Source organism: Blastopirellula retiformator (assembly GCF_007859755.1).
Lineage (GTDB): Bacteria > Planctomycetota > Planctomycetia > Pirellulales > Pirellulaceae > Blastopirellula > Blastopirellula retiformator.
The window spans coordinates 108,260-132,167 of the sequence record NZ_SJPF01000004.1 but is presented as its reverse complement, the minus strand read 5'-3'; the positions used below and the strand labels follow the sequence as shown (position 1 = coordinate 132,167).

Sequence of the window (23,908 nt, the reverse complement as noted above, 5' to 3'; positions counted from 1 at the left end):
GCGACCGATCGATAATTCGGTTTATGACGGCTGAAGCGTGCTTTTGCTTAATCGCTACAGGCGGTTTCGCCGACATCACTAATACGTCCAGGACAACCGCATTACGCTCGGTGAGCGGAGGCGGTTCGCGAGAGCCACGGACGTGACTAAACGATGACGAAGCGGAGTCTTCGTCTCGCCAGAAACCACCTTGAATTCGCCTCATGCTTGCGGCTCAATCCGCATCGCCCCGGCGCATGGCATGAACACGTTTAGTAGTCGTAGCGTGCGAGCAAAGATCATGAAGCCCAAAAAGTTGATTCTGTCGACGGCCTTATCCGCCGTTGCACTCTTCTCGACGCAAGTCGGCGCCCAAATGCCGAATGCCCCAGACTATCCGCCGCAAGCGGCGCCTGGGTACGGCGCGCCGGCCGGCTACTCGGCGATGGGTGGAGGTTATGCGATGCCGTATGGTCCCATGGGACCTGCGCCCGGCAATGCCGCGGCGCCAATGGGATACCAAGGCGTCGCCCCGGCCGGATATCAAGATCCCGCCATGCACGGCGCCCCGATCGAATACGAACAATATGTCCCCGGACAAGAGTACGGCGACAGCGTTATGGAGGGTTCGCCCTACCACGAAACGATGCATGACGCTTCATGCAACAACTGTGATCTGCCGCCGCGAGTTTACGGCTCGGCCGACTTGCTGGTCATGTGGCGGAAGAGCTCGAACCTGCCGCCGCTGCTGACGACCAGCGATCCTGGCGCCCAGGGCGTGATTGGCGATCCGTCGACGCAGATCTTGTTTGGCGGTTCCGAGCAAGGTCATGCTTTGACCGGCGCCCGGATCACCACGGGGCTATGGCTGGACGACTATCAAAACTGGTCGGTCGGCGGTAGCTTCCTCGCCTTGGAGCGAGAAGTGTTGGGCATCAGCACCACTTCGACGCAGTTCCCGGTGCTGGCCTACCCGTTCTTTAACACGAACACCAGCGCCAACTCGTCGATCGTGATCGCCGAAACCGTCGGCGCCAACGCGGCCAACAATACGACGGTCGACATTCGGAAGACGAACAACTTCTACACCGGCGACGCGTTCATCACCAAGCACCTTTACACGAGCCACGCGAATCGGGTCGACTTTGTGACCGGTTACTACTTCGCCCGGATCGACGACGCCTTGTCGAACAACGCCCAGTTTACGTCTGTCGGCGGCGGTTCGTTCCCAGTCGGAACGGTCGTTAGCTACAACGACATCTTCCAAGCGAAGAACGAGTTCAACGGCGCCCAATTCGGTTTGATCTTCGACTTCCAGGATGGCCCGTTTACCTGGCGAGCGATGGGCAAGATTGCGATCGGCGGTATGCATCAGCGGATGGCGATCAACGGTTCGCGAACCGAAGACGTCTTCGGCACGGTCGACATCTTCAGCGGCGGCGTCTACGCTCAAGACTCGAATATCGGCAGCTACTCGCGAGACGTCTTCTGCTTCATCCCGGAAGGCCAGCTCGACTTGATCTACGCGTTGACCTGCAACGTCGACCTGAAGGTCGGTTGCACCTACATCTATGTCAGCGATGTCGCACTGGCTCAAAGCGCCATCCCCGGGACGATCAATCCCAGTGGCGGCGACCCGGTGTTCGCCTTCGGCGACGACGACTATTGGGCCTTGGGTATGACCTTTGGCGTCGACTTCCACTACTAAGCGAAGTCGCATCCACAACAAAAAACAGAGCCGACCCAAAAGGGCCGGCTCTGTTCGTTTCTTGAAACTCGAACGTCAGCGAAGTTGCGTTTAGAAGTCTGAGAACGCGACGTCGACGGTCGACAGGTGATCGACGATCGTTTCGATATCGCCATTAAGCATAAAGATGACGGCGTCATCCGTATCGGCGATCAAGACGAAGTTCGGATGGTTCGGCGAGAACGTGATCGGAGCGACGACGTCCGGGGTCGCCGAATCCCCATCCTGATCGATGAGCAGAACGGCCTGGCCGGTCTTGGTCGTCGAGTTGAACAGGAACCCGTCGATCTTCACCAGTTCGGACCAACCTTCGTCGACCGAGTACCATTCTAGCACGCCGGAACCGTCCGCCTGCTTGGAAACCGCGAAGGTGATCGATTCGTCACCAACGTCGGAAAGTTGGTCCGCCAAACCACGATAGGCGCCGGTGCGTCCCAGGTAACCGAGGTTCAAACCGTTGAACTCCAGCACGCCAGTGGCGCTGATGGTCATGTTGCTGATGACCACCGAACCGTCGCTTTGCACGCTCCAATTGGCCGGCAACGCTCCAGAGAGGCCGGTACCGAACTTGTAGACGAACTTCGGCTGGTTGATCTTGATCGAATAGGTGCCTTCCTCGATGCGGAGGAACTCGAACGTTCCATCCGCTTCCGAAGAGAAGGTCTCGGCGACCAGCGTGCCGCCATCGTACAGCTCAACCCGGATGCCGCCGATAAACTGTTCCGGCGTAGCGCTGGTCGAGCCGTTGCCATCCCAGGCGCCGTTGTTGTTGACGTCAAAATAGAGGCCTCCGCCGATCCGACTGTTGATCGGAATGCGAACCGTAACGGTCGCCATGTCGGTAATCGGCTGATTCAGGTCGTCCAGGATCGGATCGCCCAGGTCATCGACGTAGGTGATCGTGTAGGTGAAGGTTTCTAGGCCTGGAAGCGCTGCCCCCGTGTACGCCAGCGATTTGCCGTCGGCGGCGATTACAAGGCGGCCATCGTCAAACGCCTGACCGGCGACATCCGTAATGACGATGTTACCAAGCGAGTCTTCCATGCCGTCGCCAGCGATGAAGTCTGGGTTTTCGCCAGTGAAGTCGGGAGCGTTAACTTCTTCCAGAACAAGCAGCGTGACGGTTTGGTTCGGCTCGACTTCGGCGAACGGCGTGGTCGCGTCGCCGTCATCAACGGCGACGAGCACCTGGGCGATGTTGACGGTGACGGTCGCCGTCGTCGGATCCTCGACTGCATTCGGGTCGGTGATCATGTATTCAAACGATTCAACGCCCGATTGGTCGCTCGGCAACAGATAGACCAGATACTCGTCGCTGAAGCCAGCGATCGCGTAATCGGTTTGGGTGTAAATCATTACCCGTTGCTGCAGGGCCTGATCATCGGGAAGCTCGTCGATGGCGATCGAATTGCCCAAGGCCAGATCGACCTCCGAGCCGTCGGTGAGCGGATCGCCATTGAAGTTGAGATCGTTCGCCTTGACGTCGATCGCCAGGTAATTCACGCCATCGATTTCGACGATTCGCGTGTCGCCCGCTTCGATCTCGTTAACCAGGTCGGCCGAGACGTCGACGCTGTCGTTGTTGGCGCCAGGACGCTGCAGGACGGTGACGTTAAATTTAGGGAAGGCCAAGTTGACGATGTCGAGCTGGGTAACCATCCCGTTTTGCTCGATCCGGGCATCGGTGAAGACGACCGCGGCGGCGTTTTGGTCCGGGTCGTTTTCGTCCTCAAGATTCGCCATCTCGCCTTGCAGCATGAAGGCGCCGGACTGCGTCGGGTTAAATTCGACGGTGTAAAGCAACTGATTGCTTTCCCAGCCCCCGGTTACCTGCGAATCGCTGAACGTGGTGCCGCCGCCAGCATTGACAATCGAGTTGCCATCAATGGCGGGGACGATTCCGCCATCGTTGTCAAAGGGGGCGGCGAAACTTCCGGCATCGGTGGGCGTTACGATACTTGAATCAAAATTGATGTTGAGGAACGCGGCCGCAATATCGGGACTTTCGTCCATCCCAAAGGTGACGCCGGTAATCGCCGAAGTGTTGCGAATATAGATGTTGAGCGTGAATGGCTTTTGTTCGACCTCGATATCCTCTGGGAAGATGATCGGATCTTGGCTGTTGGGATCGAAATCGGTCACGGCCGTACCGATGACGACCGGGTTGCTCATGTCGTCCTCTTGGATGATCTCGAACGTGAACGCGGCGGAGTATTCCTTGCCGGCGTCTTCCGCTTCCAACAGCTCGCCCAGCAGCGAGTTCAGGTCCATCGGAGTGAACAGGCCGTCATTGTTGATGTCGAGGTAAACGACCTGTTCCCCTTCCAGCCCGCCTGCCGACTGGCTAGAGCTGGAAAGACTGCGGGAACCGAGTCGCAACTGCGAAACCACGATTTCCAGATCGTTGTGGTCGACCAGATTGTCGCCGTTGACGTCATGCGCCAGAGTCGGGTTATGCCAGGCGTTGAGGTCGGACGCCAGCATTGCTCGGGGTTCGAGGGCTTCCATACTGACGGCCGGTTTTCGCGAGGAGCGGCGATTCGACGGACGGCGTTTGGAGGCAGATTTATTTCGCTTTTTCATGGCCAGCCAACGGTTCTGGATGTGTTTAAACGGGATAAGCAGGGAGGACTGGGGAGCCTTGCGGCCCAGGATAGTTGTGCTAATTCGGCTTCGCAATCAAATTCCTCGAATCGCCCCAATCGCTACGTTTTGTCTGGGCGGTATTACTTGGGCGATCCGGCAATTCGATGCTTTTTGTCGCAACCCTCGGATGCGAAGTTCCCGAACTGGACGATTTTTTTGTGAAATCGTTGAAATTTGACGCGGTGATGTGCCCAAAAGGGAACTTTGCCCCATATAAGCGCATCAGATTCTGACCAGCCATCCTGGTATCGGCCGGAATAATCCCTATGGTCGCTGCAGGCGGCCTTGTGTCGCGTTTAGCGGGGGGATTGTTGTTGTTGAGGGCGCGGGTTGCAATTATCGTGAGGAAGTTGCATTTCCGCATCAAACCGGCCGCTTTTAGTTGTCACTCCATCTTCGCTCATCGCGAGATTCATTCATGTCAAACTGCTTGCGTCGATATCGTCCCTCGTTCGAGACGTTGGAAGCCCGCGAGGTATTGACCAACTATGTCGGCGTCGAATTACGTGCGACCGACTTGGCCGGAAATCAGATTACTGCGATCACCGAAGGCCAGGCGTTCAATCTGCAGATCTACGTTGATGACCTCCGCTACATCGCCGATCCGCCGTCCAACTATATTGACGAAGAGGAAACCCCCTTTAAGTCGATCCCGTTGGGGGTGGCCAGCGCGGTGTTTGACATCGAGTATGACGGGGAAGCGTTTGATTTCACGGGGCCCAGCGGTCTGTTGCAGGGGCCAGGATCGCCCACGCTAGAAACGCCGACCTACAACGCGCAGAAGTCAGTGGATGGTTACCTGGAAGAAATTGGAACTTTCCAGATCTCAACCGCCGATGGGTCGGGCGTGCCGCGTCTGTGGCTCACGATTCCCATGGTCGCGGAAAACACCCTGGGTGAGTTCACGATCTCGGCAATGCATCCGCTCAGCAACGAGTTTTTCCCCGACACAAAGCAAGGGGGGATCGATGAGTACAAATTTAACAGCCTGAACCCGACCGCCAATCTCGAGGGGGGCGGCTTCTTAGATCCCGACGAAATCGACTACACCGAGGCGACGATTACGCTGGAGGTGGTTGAAGCGGGATTGCCGGTCGATGTCGAAATGCGCATCGTCAAGCAGCCGACGACGGTCGATTCGAATGGAGAAGTCGTGACTCTGCCTGACAATGCAGAGTGGATCGACGAGTGGGACAGCTTTTACGTAGAGATCTACGCCCGGGCCCCGGAAACCGGTTCGGTGAAGTCGGTCTCAGTTGTGATCGATTATACCAATGAATATCACAACGCCTCTTCATTCACGAGCAACTCGGACCTGAAATTTACGCCTTCCAACACCGTCTATGCTTCCTATGCCGATCGAGTCAGCGCAACCTTCTCGACGCCTCTCTCAGGCTTGGGAAATGATGGCAAGTCGGTGTTGGTCGGGCGGATTCTGTTTGGCCCCGATCAGTCGCTCGGCAATGGCGTCGCAAATACGCCGGCAAGCGATTACGCTGATCCGGTCGTTACGGACTTCACGCTTGTTGGCGGCGGAGCGACGGTCCAATACGGCGGCGGTTACGAAACGACCGGCGTCAGCGGCGTCAACGTCCCATCGACCGAACTGTTTGCTGTTCCGTACGACCTAGATGATGATCGGACGATCTCGATCGTTGACCTGACCTACATCATTCGTAACATCGGCAAGGCGGCGACGCCCGCCAATCAACTCTACCGCATGGACTTCACGCATGACGGCTACGTTGATCTAGTCGACCTGGCGTTGATGGTGCGAAACATCGGAACGACGGTCTTCAACGCTCGAGATCGGGCTCGCAGCTATTTCGACGGCTTCCCCTATTTCGACTCGGGGGCGAGCCTGATGGAAGGTGAATCGGTGGGCGTTAGCGGTTTTGTCCTAGAGGGCGAATCGGTCGACGTCGAAGACGAGATGCTGGCCGACTCGCCTATTTCGACGCCTGCACCGACCTACATGCCTTTGTTTGTGCCTGGCCCGACCGCCAGCACCGCGACGACGTCGCAACCGACTCCGGAAGAGGAATCGGCAACGACGGATTCCGAAATCGCGAGCAGCGTGACGGTCAGCGAAGGGAACCTGGAAACGATGTTGATCGTCGCCGCCGCCGAGGAGGCGCTCAGCGAGGAGTCGCCGGAAAGTTCGGAGAAGATTGACGAAGCGTTCGCAGAATTCTCGGTCGATGATCCGCATTTGACAATGTAGTTGAATTAACGCTGCGTCTCGTTTGGCCTCGTCCCTATTGACGGTTGTTTCTGATCTATGTCCTCCGCTCGTCGATTTCGTAAGGAGCGCGCGTTACGCGGCCGGAAATCGGCCTCGGCGACGCTCCGCTGCGAATCGCTCGAGTCACGGCTTAATTTCTCTGGCATTCCGCTGGGAGCCGCTCCCACCGATACCGGCGAGTATATGCTGGGCGACGTGTCGGTTACCGTCGTGTTTCTCGAGTCGAAGCAGACCGGCGGAATCGACGTCAGTACCGAGGATTGGACCCAGGCCGAAATCGACGCGACCAAAGCGAAGATCGACGAAGCGATGCAGTGGTGGGTCGATACCCTCGCCACGCAGAACACGGTCCACGAACTCAACTTCCACATCAACTACCAATACGCCGATACGCCGTTTGAGACGCGCTACGAGCCGATCAGCCGTTCAGCGGCCGAGTTCAGCACCTGGGCCGGCGAATTTCTAAACCACGTCGGGGCCCAGCGGACCGGCGATATCGTCAAAGACATCCGCCTGTTCAATAACACACGTCGTGAGATCGAAGGTACCGATTGGGCCTTCACAATCTTCGTCGCGGACGCCTCGAACGACGCGGACGGATTCTGGAAGAACCCCAGCAGCATCGCCGGTGGTTTTTCGATCGCCGGTGGCGCTTTTATGGCATTTCCCAATGGGCGTCCGGCGTCCACGATCGCGCACGAAACCGCCCATCAGTTCTGGGCGATGGACGAGTATGCCGGCTCCAAAGACTACTATGACCATCGCGGCTACTACGACACGCAAAACACAAACGCCGTCGTTAATAACCCGGATCCCGATCAGATTGTCGACAGCTTGATGTTGTCGGGCGATCAACTGCTGAACGCGTACGAGTCTCATACCAGTTCGACGCCGATGTTCGAGTCGATCGGCTGGAAGGATTCGGATGGCGATGGGATTTTCGATGTTCTGGATCTCCCTCTGTCGCTGCAGGGGAGCGGCTCGCTCGATTCCGACACGATGGAATATCGCTTTGTTGGTCAGGCGGCGGTCAACGTCTTGCCGAATCTGAACACGGCCGGCGTACAGCAATCGCAGAACCAGTTTCTACAGAACGACATCACAATCAACACGGTCGCCGAGGTCCAGTATCGGATTGACGACGGCGCTTGGCAGACGGCCGCAACCTACGACGACTACATAGCCGACATCGATATCCGGATCACGCTGCCCGACTCGGGAGAGCACTCGATCGAGATTCGGGCGATCGATGCAACCGGCGCCATCTACTCGGACGTTTTTGCTGGTTCGACGGGCGAGGTCACGCCGACCGTCGCTATGGGCGCCAACGGGTTCTTGTTTGAAGATCGAAACCGCAATGGGGTCTTCGATCTGGGCGAAGTCGGGCTGTCTGGCTGGACGGTCGCCTTGGTGGACGACCAAGACATGCCGGTCGAGACGCAGATCTTCGTCGAGCCAGACGATTTTGGCGACGGGGATCAGATCAACGCCAGCGTGCCGGGCGCTTCGTTGTCGGCCTTTGGAGAATACATCGACGAAGTGGTGTTCCCGGACGTTTTCGCCCTGAATCATAATGACGCCGCGACCGGTTCGCGAGTGTTCGGCTACTATCGCTCGAACGGGACCGAAACCGGGTTGTTGACCGATTGGAACCAACAACAACAGCTGCGCGTCGATTTTGACAATCTCGTCAGTCGCGTCTCGCTCGATGCGATCGGGGGCGATTACGGCAGTATTGGCCGACTCGAGGCGTTTGATTCGCAAGGCACATTGATTGGGCGATACACAACCGATCAACTCGACGCTGGCGAAGTCGAGGCAATGAGCGTCGCCTTCGATTCGCCGCAAATTGCGTACATTGTCGTTGCCGGACAGTTAAACACGAGCGTTCGGCTTGATAACCTGGTGGCCGGACAGCCGGCGTCGGCAACGACCGACGCCTTTGGCGCGTTCTCTCTTCAGATCGACATTGCAGGCGACTATCAACTACAAATCACGGCCCCTGACGGGGACTCGCTCACCTATTTTGTGCTAGGTGACGCGACGGCGGACTTCGCACTTACGCCGTTGACCGGATATCAATTTGCTGTCGGCGTCGACACGCCGGCTTGGCGAAATCCGATCGACCTGGGGGACGTCAACAATGATGGATCGGTCGACATGGCCGACTTCGACGCCATCCGGGCTGAGATGAGTAATCCGGTCTATACCGACTCGTGGCATTTCCTAGGGGATCACGTCTATCCGGCGCCGTTCCTCGATCCAAATAATGACGGGATCTTCACCGTCATGGATGTCATTCGCGTGCTGGAAGCGATCCGGCATGCCCAGAGCAACGGCGCCGCGGGAGAAGGCGAGCTTGTCTCCGCCGATAACAACTCTCCAGAGGACGTGAATGAGTCGGTTGCGTCGACCAGCGTCGATTCTGGCGAACAGACCGGCGCCCTGGTAGAGCAGCAGGAGCCTGCGCAGCAAGTCGCCTCGCGGTCGTTCGTGACGTCAACCAGTCTTGTTCTGAGCGACTGGGGGCTTGGCAATCTTACGACGCCTACCGAAACGCAAGCGGAATCGGACGCCGGACAGCGAGAAGCTCTCGCCTTCGAGAGCGTTACTTTGCCCGCCGACACGTTGGGCGTCATCACCGCGGATGATCGGATTCTGGCGGTTGTCGCCGATGATTTCTATCGTTCGTTTGGCGATGCTGAGGAAGAGTCGGACGAAGGTGAAGCCGATCTCTCGTCCGGCTTCTGGGATCTGCCGTAATAGTTTGGCGATTGCTTTTCGGTCGATGCTCATCTGAACGCGAGCACTGCTGCGGTTGCTTCCATACGTCGACCGCCGATGGTTCTTCGCCCCAGGTCATCTCCCCTTTGCGGCCAAGTGATCTGCGAATGCATCGCGAGAGAATGCAAGTCTGGCGACACTTCCTGCCCGTGATGGCGCCTCCGAGCAGTCTGCGAGAGTCTTTCCTGATGCCATGATGGCGAAGGAGCGAGGATGACCGCGATAGGCTACCTTGCGTGGAATTGGGCTGGCGTCCCGCTCCCTTGCCCTGCTTGACTGATCATGCTCCAATAAAAAAGGCCTCCCCATACAGGGAGGCCTTTTCTATCAATTGTCGGCAACTGGCGAAGACTACTCTTCGTCGCTGATCAAGGCGATCAGGTCATCAAAGTCATCGGCGTCCTCCGCATCGACGCGCCAGGCGTCGCTGATGTCATCAGCAACCGAGTCCAGCATCGCGTCGAACGAATCGCCGAGTAGCACCTCGTCGGTGAACGACGCGTCGATTTCCTCATGCGAGATGGTCGCCGATTGCGACTCGCCCACAGTAGTGACGGTCGTTCTCGACTGCTGGAAGCTGACGCCGAACAGGTCGACCGTCGGCTGGCTCATCGGATTGGAGGAGATCGTCGTCGATTCGCTGAGCGAACTCGAAGTCGTCGTGAACGTCGGAGCGAACGATTCGGTCGTGACCGATTCGACCGTGACCGGTTGCTCTTCGCTGGTTGGGGTCGTGACCAACGGCGTGTTCTCGACGGCCGGATTCACGACGTCGAGCGAGTAGCCATCCAGTAGGTTCATGTCGATCGCTTCTGGATCGAACTGCTGTGGGTTAGCCCGGAAGTAGTCGAGGATGATCTGCACGTCGGCCGAGCTGACGGCATAGTCATCGTTGACGTCCAAATAGGCCGGCACGCCCTGCGGGCCGAAATAGTTCTCCGCCGCTTTCGTGTCGAAACCGTCAGTGTCAGGATTCCAGGGAGAATCGAATTGGAACGTGTTCGGATCGGTATACTCGCGATTACGGATTTCGTACAAGACCATCGCCAGGTCGTGGGTGGTCACAGCCGAATCGCCGCGGGTAACGGCGGACGGGGTGGTGTAGTTGTGCCACGGGTTGTCCAAACCTGGCGACAACGTGACCGCGTAATCTTCGACTTCACCGTCGATCGCCAGCCCGGTCACATTCAAACCGCCGGTGCTGCTGTAGCGAACCCGCATGACGGTGTCTTGCGCGGTTCCGCTGGGGACGGAGAAGTTGATCAACTGGCCGGCGCCGCCATTGGCGCCATTGACGGCGTCCTGGCCCAGGGCCCGATCCAACACTAGTTCGTTCTCGTTGTCGAACATTCCGTCGCCGTTGAGATCGACCCAGGCCTGGACGAAGCCGTAGTTGGTTTCGTTCAGCGGTACAGTCGCCGTGATAAAGATCTGGTTGACCTTACCAAGCAAGAGCGAACCGGACGTCGTGGTGCTGGCTTCGCCGAACTCAACGCCATCGTCGAAGTTGTCGCCAGAGGCGTCTGCGTGCGGGCTGGCGTTCAGTTCCGAGTCAATCCCGGAGCCCAGGTGGAAACCTTCGCGGATCTGATGGCGGGCGCCGTCATTTTCAACGTAGGTTCCATAGCCGGAGCCGCCGATCTGATCCGGGGCGTCGCCAAAGTCGAGCAGACCGCCAACGCGAATGAAGAAGCTCGTTTCGTTGCCGTCCACCTTGTTCGGCTCGATTGAGTTGCCTGCGTTGTCGCGGATCAGCACCGCCTCGTCCACGTCTGGGGTGAAGCGGTTCTTCAAGGTGATCTTGTAGGTGACCCCTTCTTCAAAGACGCCGGAGACCGAGGTCAGACGGATGACGTTGTTGGTCGCGTCATAAGCGAACCGATAGTCGACGCCAAGGAACAAGTCCTCAACTTCGCCGCCGCTGATCTTCTGGACGAAGAACGAATCGGCCGTAACGGTGGTGTCGTCGATGCCGGAGCCCTGCGGTTGGCTCGATAGGCCGCTGCTATCGATAAGTTGAATCGAAATGTTGGTTAGCGGGCCATTCAGCAACTGCACCACGTCGTTGGTCTGATCCAGGTCCAGGTTGGCGGCGTCGTTGTCTTGCGGGCTGACCAGTTTGCCGCTAGGTCCGCGGCTATCGGCTCGGTCGAGGGCGCCAAGGTCTTTGACTGCTCTTTCGCCGACGCCGCCGGGCGAGTTATTGAGCAATGGGTCGTCGTATCGCAACTGTCCGGATTGATCGCGAGTCGGAGCGACGACCGGCGAGGTTTCGATGCCAAGCGGGCCGTAGACCGAGGTAAACTCATCACGATCGCCGATCGAGTCGATCGACGCGTCAATCACTTGCGAACCTGCCATGAGGTAGAAGTTGCCGTTCGCGGCATCGACGAACAACGGATCGGCGTCGGGTACTGTCGGGTCTGGATTGCTGTTGGCGAGCAAGATCGGCGACTGCCCGGTGGTGGCGGCGCCGCCGGCGTTGGACGCGTTGTCGCGGAACGCCGTGCGACTGATTCGCGTATGTTCCGGCGACACGACGTCCGCTTCGACAAAGATGCCGGTGGCGAAGTTCGCGATGATATTGTTGACGATCCACGGGCCGGCCTGGTCTTCAACCTGGATGCCGACGCCGACGCCCGCGCCATACAACGTGTTGTTGATGATGCGGCCGACCGGAACGGAACCAGGGGCTTGGCCCGTCGTCGAGGTGTCGCCGCTGTACAAGATAGCGCCGGTGTCATTGTTGAAAATGATGTTGTTGACGATCGTTACGCCGGTCGCCAGGCGAGCGGTGTTCAGCTCGCGAGTGACGCGCGGGGCGCCTTGGTTCGGCAGGTTGTCGCCGCCATCGGCTGCCGACCCGCGAGGAGCGGCGTCAACCAGGATGCCCCAACCCGACGAGTAGGAGACGCGATTGGAGCTGATGATGATCTGGCCCTGATCACGGAAGGCGTTTTGGTCGTCATCTTCGTCCGCACGGCCGTAGTCGACAAACTCGAACGGATTGACGTAGCCGTCATCCAGCGAGATGTTCAGCTCGTACATGCCCTTCACGTCCGAGTAGGTGCGATTGCTGTTCGCATCGTCAGTCGGCGTAACCATGGGGTTGTAAACCACGTTGGTATCGTGGCTGACGGCGATAATGTAGTGACCAGCGTTGCCGGTGATCGGATCGTTGTAGTAAACGAGCGACGGATCGTTGCCGCCCGCCGACTGTTCGAGAGCCACTTCGGTGGTATTGGTTCCGTCGAAGTAGAACAGGCGAATCGCGGTCGCCAGCGGCGAACCGAGCGACAACGCTTCGACGTCGACCTGGATGGTGTTCCCAAGGCCCAGTTCGACCCGGTACATGTCGACGTCGCCGCTGAGCGAAGCGTCGTTCGGATCGGTCGCCAGCGGGTTGTCGCCAATCTGGCCGCGAGCGTGGAACTCGGCGTAACCCGGGATCGTCACGCCATCCAAGCGAGTGTTGGTCACTCGGTTGGCGTACGAGTTCGGATCGCCGCTGAGGTCGCTGGTGAAGAAGTCGTTGTTGCCTTCCGTCACGCGAAGGGTACCGGCGCCGGTCGTCCCGAGCAGGCCGACGATCACCTCGTCGGTGTACGGATCCTTCGGCGACAGATCGATCTGGCCGCTGGTGGTCAACGCCGCCTCTTGCGAGTTGACGCGAGCGATGACGCCAAAGGTGCGGGTCGACTCGGTCAGGTTGCGGGCCTTTTGGCCAGTGGTGTCGTTGATCGCGGCGGTTAACGCGCGAGCGACGTCCGCTTCGCTCCAACTTTCGCGATAGCCGACCGTGTAGACGCCGGCGATCTGGTCTTGTTGGATCGTCGGGAAATCGGTCGCCTGGTCGAGATCCCACATACGGAAGACGAGCGTGTCGACGCCGTCGCTGATCTCGATACGCGCGTTGTCCGCGATCTTGTCGCCGGCGGGCGCCTCAATGGTGCTGGAGAACGACAGGCGATCGTTGGTGTCCCAGACGGTCCCGGCGTTATAGCCGCTGGTGTAGGGGCCGCCGGAGAAGACGTACTCGGTACCTTCCCGCAGTTCCAGTTGGTACTCGCCGACGAACGTGTCGTTGACGATCGAGTCTGGGTTGGCGATGAAGTTGGTGGCGTTTCCGGTGGCGCCGGTAATCATTTCGCCACGTTCCGCAAAACCGATGATCAGGTCGTCGATAAAGACGCCCTGGTTGGCGTTGTCGACGCCCCGTTCACGCGAGCGGTTTTGCCCGGTGTTCGTGTTGAACACGTCAACGACGCCGTTGTTCGTATTCACCGACGTGATGAAATCCTGCATCACGCCGAACGTGTCGCCTTGCAGCTTTTCGTCAAGACCGATGCGAGCTTGAATCGCATCCAATGAAGAGGCGTCGAGATAGGAGTAGCGAGTTACGTTGTAACCACCCACCATGAAGACGAACTCGTCATGGCGTGGGAAGGCGAGGTATGTGGGGATGGTCGTTCCCGCCTGAACGGTCAACGAGGCCATCGTGTCATGGAACATGAACTGCATGATCTGCGCGATCGTTTCGTCGCCGATCCGTTGTTCGCCGTTGGCGTCGGGAGTTGATGTGACAAAACGATCGTCATGCAAATCGATGATGGTGGTCATCTCGCCAGCGAGGCCGATATCAGCCGTGCCGTCGATATTGTTCAACACCGGGGTCGTGCCAAGGGTGCTTTCGAAGCCTTCGATCGCGAGCCCGCGAATCGTGCCGTTCGTATCGACCACGATGCGAGTGACGCCTTCCGACGTCACCGCGGTTCGATCGCCGGTGGCGATGTCTTCGATGTCGCGAATCGTGATGGCGTTGCCGTCGCGGAAGATGCGAACCGGAACCGTGAACGCACCGTCGACCGCCTGGCGGATCTTCTCGGCGATCGTTTCCGGGGTGTCGCTCACCTCCAGCATAATGGCGACGTCGCCGGTGTTGGCGCCGTCCCCTTCCTTGTCGAACTCAAAGACGAACGTTTCGGCGCCGCCGGCCGAGACGAGCGTAAAGCTGTCGCCTTCATTGAATTCGGCGTACGAACCGGTGGTGAAGGTCTGTCCCTTGTTGATCTCGTAGTAGTAGATCTCGCCGGTGTAGGGATCCTGGACCGAGAAGATCTCGCCGTCGACGTGTTTGTTCGAGTCGAGCGCCCGGATTTCGGAAGTATCGGCCGAGAACGCGGTGTTGTTGTCGGCGACGCCAACGCCGCCGATGTTGACCTGACCGCCGGTCGAGAAGTCGAACCGGAGCTTCAGGTTGTCCATGCCCGCGAAGGTCGAGAGGTCGATCCGGACCTGGCGCCAGGTTCCGGAACTATCGTAGATCTGTTGGACCGCAGTGGCGGCACGCGGTTCCAGCGTCTCTTTGTCGTTCAGGTCGAACTCATCGTTGTTCGTTCCGGCGATAATCGAGTTGTTATTGGTCGCCAACTGCTGCCAATTGCCGTCGTCGCCCGCGATGAAGACGCGAAGGGCGTCACGCGCCAGATCGCCGTTGACGTTGTCGGTGTCAGAGAAGTAGTTGAAGTACAACACCGGCAGATCGGTCGCGTCATACCCATACAGACTGAAGTCTTCGGTGATCAACGTACCGTGGGCGCCGCCTGGTAGATCGTAGTTGTTGTTGGTCGCGTTACCGTAAGGATTGCCTTGCAGATAGGTGTCTCGTTCGTTGCCGAACCAGAAGCTGGCGCCCCCTTGTTCCGCATCGCGATAGCTGCTGACCGGTACATTGATGCCGTGGCCGGCGTCTCCTTCGCGAGTCGTTGTGGTGTGCCACAGGTTTCGATTGAGCGTGCTAAAGGCGACGCCGGTGATCGTGCCGCCGACAGGCGATGCGATCGACGTGCGTCCGCCGGCGAAGGCCGGCGCCAGGTCCGCCTGTTCGTAGCCATTGACCATGCTGGTCCTAATCGCATACATCCGCCCGGTTGACGACATGGCGAAGAGCACGTCTTGCAGGCTGTCGACGCTGATCGTGTCGGGGCCGGCGTCCAAGCTGACGAAGCTGACCGGGTTGCCGCCATCTTCGATCGTGCCCAGATAGTCGCTCTCGAACGTTCCGCCGTTGGCTCCATAGATATGGAAAACCCCACCCGCGTCGTCGACGGCGTACATGTTTCCTTGCAGAATCGCCAAGCCGGTGATGGTGCCGCCCGAGCCGATGCCGCCGATCTCGAATAGCATCTCGTCGTCGGTAACCGTAGCGGCGCCGGCATTGAAGGTGACCAAGGCGTTGGCCGACGATGCGGTAAACGATGCATGGGCGTCGACCGCGGCGGCAATCTTCATGGCGACCGTCGCGGCGTCGTCCGCGGCGCCGATGTCGACAACGATGTCTCCGGTATTGGCCGTGTCTGCGGTGACGGTCAACGCATTTTGACCGACCAGTAGCCCGGAGAAGTCTGCGGAGGTTGCGAGCACCGTGAGCCGGGTATCGAACTGGCTGGCGACGCCAGGGGTCTGCCCGTTAATCGCATTGGCGATCGCAGTAACGTATTCGAGTTCGGTTGGGGCCAAGTCGATAACCACCGGGATGTTGCCAACGCCCACGGTGTTCTGCAGGTTAATCGACGTGCCGCCGAAGCCGCCTGAGATCGCCATCGATGCGTCGCCAACCACCGCAATGGCGTTGCCCGAGATGTAGGCGGTGCCGTCGAAGTTGGAGGTGGCGTTGTTGACGCTGGAGTTGTCGTTGATCGCTTTGACGATCGAGTTCATCAAATCGACGGCGCTTTGACCAGGTTGGAATTGGACGACCGCTCTCGAATCGAGGCCGGTATCGAACCCGGCGGGCACGATCGAGGCCGTATCGGTGGTGCTGCCATCCGAGTTGTCTTCCAGCAGGATAAACAGATCGGTGCCTGTTTCGTCGGTGATCCGCAGGATCGAGCCTTCGTCGGCGGCGGTCAAGCCGGTGAACGCGCCGAAGTCGATAAAGTCGTCGTAAACCGTTTCGTAGGTATCGGCGCCGACGTCGAACGTCTGACTTTCCGCGGCGAAAACGCCGCCGGAACGAGTGATGCGGCCTGCGTTGTTGTCCTGAATGGTGCGGTTGAAGCTGTCGAACAGCAGGTCGTAGCCAAGATTCAATTCGACGGTGAATTGATCCCCCAGGGTCATCGAATCGCCGTCCGCGTCGAGAGAGAACATATTCCCATCGACGTAGTTGGACAGGATCGTCACGCCATCGGAGTCAAACGTGGTGGCAGCTCGCGTGATGATCGCGGTCGAACTAGGAGTTCGTGAGTCGAATTGGGTGAGGATCTGGCCCACCGCCACGGCATCGGCGGCGCCCGTTTGGAAATAACGACCCCCATTGCCGGTGCCGTTGTTGCTCGTGCCGTTGGAATCGAGAATCTCGCCACGGTTAACGCCATTGCCGTCGATTTCCGACGCGTCCGTCCGATAAAGGATGTTGGTGTCGTCCGTTCGATCTGGGTCGTCGATAGCGCCGCCACGGTTGCCCACGACGTAACCGCGTAGGTTCTCTGAATTGGCGCCGCCCAGATAGCCGTAGGCGAGTGCGTTCCAATCGTAGCCATACCCGACGCGGTCTTGGCCAACGGGGTGGTCGACGATCGGAACCTTGTTCTCCACGTCGAACGCGTAGGTTTGCAGACCGTCGTCGCGAAGGAATTGCGCGGCGCCGGTACCAGTGTTGATCTGGAGGAAGTTGCCGTTGCTGGACGCTTGAGGCACGTTGGCGCCGGCAGTGTCGATTGAGTAGGCGTACAGGCTGCCATCGGGATGCATGGCGATGTCGCCAACATCATAGCCGAACTCGCCCAAGTAAGCTTCCACCGCCCCAGTGAACGGATTGATCGCCCAGACTTGGGTCCGCTCGTTGCCGACGTCGACCGAGACGAACATCACCATATCGCTCAGGTGATAGTCCTTGACCTGCTGATTGCTGCTCAGGAACGTCGTGATGTCGGGAGCGCCGGCGGTTGCCGTCGAATTGCCGCCGATGTGCTCTTCGACGATTCGCTGGATCGAGTCGATCGGCTCCATGCGAACCAGCGGGTTGGTCGGGTTCTCGGTGTAGAACTGCTCCAACTGGCCCGGGATCTGGGCCGCCGACGTCACGGCGACGTAGTATCGGCCTTGCGGAACGCTGATGGTGCCGATGTACGGATCGCCGGTGCTGAGCGATCCACGTTCCAGATCGCCGAATTGCGCGTAATTCGGATCGTAGGCCGCATTGGCGATAAACTGGGTGTTCGCCTGATCGTCGCTGACGTTCGAGTCGCTGCTGACCAGAACCAACTGGCCGCTGGCGTCGAAGACGGCGATCGAAGCGTTGCCGCGGGCGCCAGCCATGTAGTCGATATCCAGAATCAGGCTGGCGAACAAGTCGTCAGCGCTGAAACCCGGGATCGACTGCAGGTACTCGCGAGTCAGATCAAACTCGAACCAGTCGACGTCGCCGGTGGTCGCAATCTGGCCGGCAATGCTGATCGCGTCGCGATCGGTCGTCAGCACGTTACCAACGTTCTGAGCCGTGCCGAGGGTGTCGTTGTTGTTATCGGGCGATTCCGCCGATTCGCCCAGCAGCGGCGAGTGCGCCGGTTGACCGAGTACTTCGATGCCGTTGGTCGCGTAGCGAACGTCGGCCTGTTTGATGGTCGAACCGCCGAATTCGTCGATTTCTCGCAGACGGACCTGCATTTGATAGACGCCAGAGGTCAGACCGCTGGTGAGCTGATCCTGGTTGACGAGGTAGCTGCCGGAGGCGTTCTGCGACGTCCCCAAGTTGTCGCTGTTGCTGCGAATGCGGATGTGGTAGTTGCTGACCGAACCGGAGGTCGGATCGCCGGTCAGCACAATTCTCATACTCGGATCGCGAGGGTTGATCGTCCAGCGATCTTCGTCGTACATGCCTGACTTCGGCATCGTATTCAATTGGTCCGCAGCTGCGTTGGAGCCGAACAACGTTTCGTTGTCGATTGAGCGAGCGATCACATTGCCGTTGTCGTCGATCAGTTCGATGATCGCATCCAAGGCATAAGTCGTCAGGTCAAGGTCTATCCAGACTTCGGTGCCAGGAATGGCTTGAAACGAGTAAACGTCGACGTCGCTAGGCGAACTCAGGAAGCCGTGGACCTCGAAACCGAGACGACGATTGTCATCCCCTGCGTATTCATCTGGGGCCAAAATGCCGAGCGCCTGGCCGGTTTGCGGAGTGCCGTTGGTTCCAACGGAAACGGCGTTGTTGATTTCCGCTTCGACAATGGTGTCGACGTTGCGATCGTTCGCGTATTCGTCGATCAGCAGGCTTCGCCAGTCGCCGGGGCCGGGAGCCTGGGCGCCGTTGTCGTTGTTCGTGTCGACCGCGGACATGCCGTCTTGGTCAAAGCCGGCGCCAACGGTGTCGTCATACAGCGAGGTGAAGACGACCGGATAACCGGGCTGGCCGACAACGTGTAGTGTGCCGCCGATACGGTCTTCGATATCCAGCGGGGTACCGCTGGCCGTAATGCCCGCATCCATGCCCCGCAGTTTAACGACCAGGCTTTCTCGCGAAGAGCTTTCGATTCGCAGGCCGCCATAGGTGTGCAGGTCCGGAATGACGATTTCGTCGAACAGAATGTGGACGATGTCGGTATCGTCCCAGACCCCTTCGGTGTTCAGCACGCCGCCGCGAACGATCATGCCGTTCAGGCCATTGTTCGTCTGCATGTTAAAGCGGACAAGGGCGCCTTGGTTGTCTCCCACACCCGGGGTGACGTTGACGAAGCCGGTTGAGCGGCCGGTGTCGACCACCAAGTCTTTGTTCAACGAATTGACGTCGATGTTGATCGAGGCGCTCTCGTTGTTAAGGAAGTTGTTGCCGATGATGATCGGTTGAGCGCCGGCGACGAAGATCGTGCCGATCGCGTTGGCGCTATGGCCAGAGCGGGTGCTGCCAGTGTCGTTGACGCCAAGGCCATCGGCATTGCTTTCCAGCACGCTGTTCGCGACGCGAACGGTGGCTTGGTGAATTTCGATCGCGTTGAAGAAGGCGAGGCCGCCGTTGATGCGCGAGTTGCCGCCGCCATAAGCCAGGATGACGTTATCCAGACTGCCGGTCGAGGTTTGCCCAAAGTAGATGCCGCTCCAATCCCCTTCGGCGGCGGTCGTGAGCACACCGTTGCCATTCGTGTCGAAGGTGCCGCCGAAGCCGTAGCGATCGTCATGCAGCGAGGTCATGATGACTTCGTTGCCACTGGAGCCTTCCGCGATGAAATTGGCGCCCATTTCGACTTCAATTCGGGCGCCGTTCGACTTCAGCACGATGTTCGGGTCGATCATCAACGCCGCGTCCAGGCGAGCATGTAGAACGCCGAATTCGTCGATGAACTGACCGCCCGGAGTACCTTGAATCAGCAGATTCTCAAACAGCACATGGACAATATCGGTATCGTCGAAATTCGCCGTAACGGTTAGCTTTTCGGTCTGATTGCCGGCTGGCGTGGCGATTCGAATCACAATGCCGTTGTAGGAGTTGGTGTCGTACAACTCTAAAACCGACGGATCGTCCGTATCGTTAGCGGCGTTTAGCACGCCAGTATCGGCGACGAAGTCGTTGCCGAAGATGGCTGGACCGGAACGCGAATAGTCAGGCGTCGCTTGGTTGAACTGACCGGTGCGGTAGCTTTCGGAGTCCGAGCCGCCGTTGTAGACCTGGAAGTTCGTTTTTTCAAAGCTATTAGGGTCGGCCGAGAAGGCGCCGCCGGCGCTGGAAACGACTTGGTTGAAGTACAACGCAGGGCGAGACTCTTCCATATAGACCGGCGCCAGAGTAAATTCCCGGCCACTGATCGAGGTGACGCCGCCGCCGAAGCGGAAATCGCCGCCGACGACCGAGTTCAGGAAGATGCCATTGTCTTGCCAAGAGCCAAAGCTCTGTTCGCGGTCAACTTCGTTGTTGAAGAAGATGCCGCCCCAGTCGCCGGCCGTAGGCGCAAACTGCAGGTTGCTGCGATCGCCAACCCCATCTTCGTTGTATGAAGTGAAAATGACGCGGCGCCCGGTCCGCACTTCGTCTTGTACGACCTCGTTGTCGGCGTTGACGTAGGGATCGAAACGTTCCGGCACGCCGAGGACCTGTAGCGAAGCGTAGCTGCGATCCTCAGTGACCGAGGTGCTGCCGACGACGACGGAGCCGCCGACGCCGAATTTAAGAATGGCGCCTTCGTCAATCATAACCGTGACGCTCTGCGGAATGATCAGTTGCAGCCCATCTTCCAGCGTCGTCTGTTGAGTCGTGTCGTAGCCGATGTAGTAGGCGAGATCCTGGTCATTGCCGACGATCCGAATGACGTCGCCTACCGGCTTACCAAATAGATTGATCGAGTCGACGTTCCGCTGTTCGGCGAAATTGATCGCATCCTGAATGCTGTTGAACGGGCGTTCTAGCGTACCGTCGAGCGCCGGCATATTTTGGCCGCCGCGGGTCGACGTCTTGTCGACGTAGATGACGATCGGTTCGTCCAGCGGAGTGATTGTGCCGTCGGCATGCGAAGTCTCGGCGCGGAACCAGAAGTTGTAGTTGCCGCCGGCGGCGCCATCCAGGTCGCCGTCCAAAGCCGCACCTTCCGAGGCGCCAGCCGAGACGCGGAGCGAATCGAGCATTTCAATCGGGCTGGAGAAGACGACGGCGTCGTTGCTCGCCACATTCGACAGGTCGATCCGATTGCCGACATTGGTTGCGATCGCTTTGAAGTTGGCGAAGGTGTCGGTCGTGTTGTTGATCGCGTCGACCAAGGCGGCGACGATATCGCTGGCCCGATAAGACGAACCGGCGCCAATCAAGACCGGGACGGGGATATTGCTGCCAGAGACGGTATCGGGATCGCTGAGATCGGTCTTGAAGTCGAGCTCGTAGGTGACGTCGACGCCGACGGCGTCGGTAATGGTGATCGTGTTTCGCCCGTCGAGGTCAAAGTCGAGGTCGCCGTCAGAGTAGCTTTGAGCGTCGGTGCGGACCTGAATCGAGGCGCCCGACTCCAGTTCGGCCCCGGTATCTTTGATCGCGTTGGTCGCATCAGGCCGGAAGCGAATCTGCAGGTCATACTGGCCTTGCGTCTTGCCGCCGAAGCCAGAATCGGGGATCGATGGATCGTAGGCGTTGTTGCCGCTGGCCGAAACGCCAACGTAGTAGGTCCCCTGTTCCAGCAACAACTCGACGAACGAATCTTCGCTGTAGTAGTCGTCGTTACGGGCGATGATCGTACGCGTACCGTCGCCGTTCTCCTGATAGATCGTGATCAACGCGTCCAGGCTGCTGAGCGCGTTGCCGGTGTTAGGATCGACCAAACGCTCGGCCAGAATTTCGGCAGTCAGGCGGCCCATCTCCGGAATCTCGAGCTTATAAAGATCGATATCCTTCGACTCAGGGTTGTACATGTACTGCATGTGGACGATGTCATTGTCGCCCGGGAAGATGTTCTCCGCAATCAATCCATAGTCGTTCTCCCCGCCGCTTTGCGTCGTTGTCGGGGGGAGTTCGTACGCGTGGCCGAGGCCCAGGAAGTGGCCGATTTCGTGAATCGCCGTGCGTTGCCAAGCGGCCCCATACTCATCGTCGCCCGCATTCTGGTGATCGAGGATGTCCATGATGACCAGCCCGCCGCCAGCGATGCCGGCGACGCCGCCCGGCGCGGACGGAATGGTGGGCGCGACTCCGCGCAGGTCACCCGTGACGACGCCCAGGTCCCACTGTTGTGCATTCCAGGGAAGGCTAGGATCGTAAGCGACTTCGACGAACGTTACGCCGGAATAGTAGCTGTACAGCGCCATAATTTCGCGCGTACGCTGCTTTTGCGCTTCGGTGATGACGTTAATCAGCGCGGGGTTGCCCGGTGACGGCGAGACGCCGTACTGGACGGGGAACCCATAGCGAAATTCGGTGATGCCCGCGTGGTCATCCGCTGTGCCGAGGAGATGCGATTGCTGGTCGACGTAATCTTCGCGATGGCCCGGTTCGTCGGAGGCGCCCGGCAGATTCAGTTCGTAGGGCGTAACGTTCTCGATTTCGCCATGAATGACGATCGTCTGCGAGCGGTCGACGATCAAACCGACCGTCGTCTCACTGACCTGCATCTTGGGCCGGCCATCCGGGCTGGTGATCTTGTAGCGAGTGTCGCTTAGCGCCGCGTTGGCCAAGTCAACATCGACGGTAACAGGCGTGGGAAGGCTGGCGAAACCGTTCTCGATTCCGGCGGCAATTAACGCGGCCAAATCGGCGCGCGTGCTAGCCGTGTTGGTGATAAAGGCCGAGATGTCGATGGCGGAATCCGCAACGGGGTTGGTCGTCGTTGCGCCGTTGGTCAATTCAAACGTGATGACAGTGCCGGCTCCGTCATCGATCGTAAAGATCTGACCAACGATGTCGTACACCGTACCGCCGTTTCCATCCGAATGCGTCGCATGGGCGGCGCGAGTGACCTCGAACTCATGGTTGCCGTCCAGCAAGTTGCCGGAGACGCCGGGGCCAACCAGTTCCGTCGCCGTGTCGAACGTATCGCCGGCGTCGGTGCCGTCAGTATTCGTGTTGATGGTGTCGACGCCGAGCGTACCGGTCCATTCCTTCGACGTGATTTCTTTGCTGCCGATCTGCAGGCGGTAGACGGTCGGCGCAGTCGGATCGTAGCCGCTGGCGCCGGTCGCCAATTCGTCCAGAGAATCGGAGAAGGTGAGCACGATACGGTCCAGCGCCGCGTCGTACTCGACGTCGGTCGGGAAGAAGGCGATTTCGCCATTCTGAATGCTGGAGGTCGAGCCGGAGGTCGCTTGGAACAACAGTTGGTAGTAACCCGGATCCTGGGCTAGTTCCGAATCAAGATCGTCGTCATTCAGGTAGATGTAGATCTTGTCGGTTTCGACGGTCAGGTTGCCTTGATCGTCTCTCGACATCGGTTGCGGAACGATCGACAGAATCTGGGCGCCCAGGTTCAGCTCGAACGTCGTGCTCGAAGCGAGTGCGGGGTCGATATCGCCGGTGGCGGTCTCGGTACCCAGCAACGATTCGGTCACTTCCAGCCGATACTGATCGTCAGGCAACGCTTCGCCAAAGCGGATGACGATTTCGTTCGGAGTGTCGCCAATGCCGATGAATCCGCCAAACGCGGCGCCATTGCCGACAATTTGGACGTCGTCATCGTCTCCTAAGACGTTGTTCGGGCCCGCGCGGTAGATGCGGATGCCGTCAACGATAGTCGTCGGATCGATGACGTGATTCTCGTCAAACCGCAGGGTCAGGTTATGCGGCGAGCTGTTGAGCACCTCGTTGTCTTCCAGCAGGTCGCCATCGTTGTTTTGAATGCCGATGAGCTGGAACGAGTCGGCCGCCATCACCTGGCGTTGTTCCAGTTGCTCATGGTTCAACGCTCGCGTGCCACTGTTTCGCTTCTTGCTACGCAGGTGATTCTTGAGGGCAGCTTTGCGTTCTGTGGATGTACGTCGACGAGTGTAGCGAATGGTCATGTAGACGACCTCTATCCTCACTGGAAGGGGGCGGGAGC

At 58.9% G+C, this 23,908-nt stretch carries 5 protein-coding genes; 3 read left to right on the top strand and 2 right to left on the bottom strand.

Annotated features, from left to right (window positions below):
- Positions 1–190: 190 nt before the first annotated feature.
- On the top strand, positions 191–1,687 hold the full coding sequence (locus Enr8_RS16475) for a BBP7 family outer membrane beta-barrel protein (protein WP_146433549.1): 1,497 nt from the start codon (positions 191–193) through the stop codon (positions 1,685–1,687).
- 90 nt (positions 1,688–1,777) lie between these two features.
- Here Enr8_RS16475 and Enr8_RS16470 read toward each other — a convergent pair whose 3' ends face one another.
- Positions 1,778–4,210 (bottom strand): dockerin type I domain-containing protein, encoded by a 2,433-nt coding sequence (locus Enr8_RS16470; protein WP_186767705.1) that lies wholly within the window; start codon positions 4,208–4,210, stop codon positions 1,778–1,780.
- Between the two features lie 580 nt (positions 4,211–4,790).
- Here Enr8_RS16470 and Enr8_RS16465 point away from each other — a divergent pair.
- Together Enr8_RS16465 and Enr8_RS16460 are read left to right on the top strand one after the other, a co-directional pair.
- Positions 4,791–6,596: a dockerin type I domain-containing protein gene (locus Enr8_RS16465; protein WP_146433545.1), complete on the top strand. Its 1,806-nt coding sequence runs from the start codon at positions 4,791–4,793 to the stop codon at positions 6,594–6,596.
- 57 nt (positions 6,597–6,653) lie between these two features.
- A complete protein-coding gene (locus Enr8_RS16460) occupies positions 6,654–9,380 on the top strand; it encodes a hypothetical protein (RefSeq protein ID WP_146433543.1) in 2,727 nt (908 codons plus the stop codon).
- A gap of 372 nt (positions 9,381–9,752) precedes the next feature.
- Here Enr8_RS16460 and Enr8_RS16455 read toward each other — a convergent pair whose 3' ends face one another.
- The gene (locus Enr8_RS16455; protein ID WP_146433541.1) at positions 9,753–23,771 is read right to left on the bottom strand and encodes a GEVED domain-containing protein; all 14,019 of its coding nucleotides are present in this window, start codon (positions 23,769–23,771) and stop codon (positions 9,753–9,755) included.
- Positions 23,772–23,908: the final 137 nt, after the last annotated feature.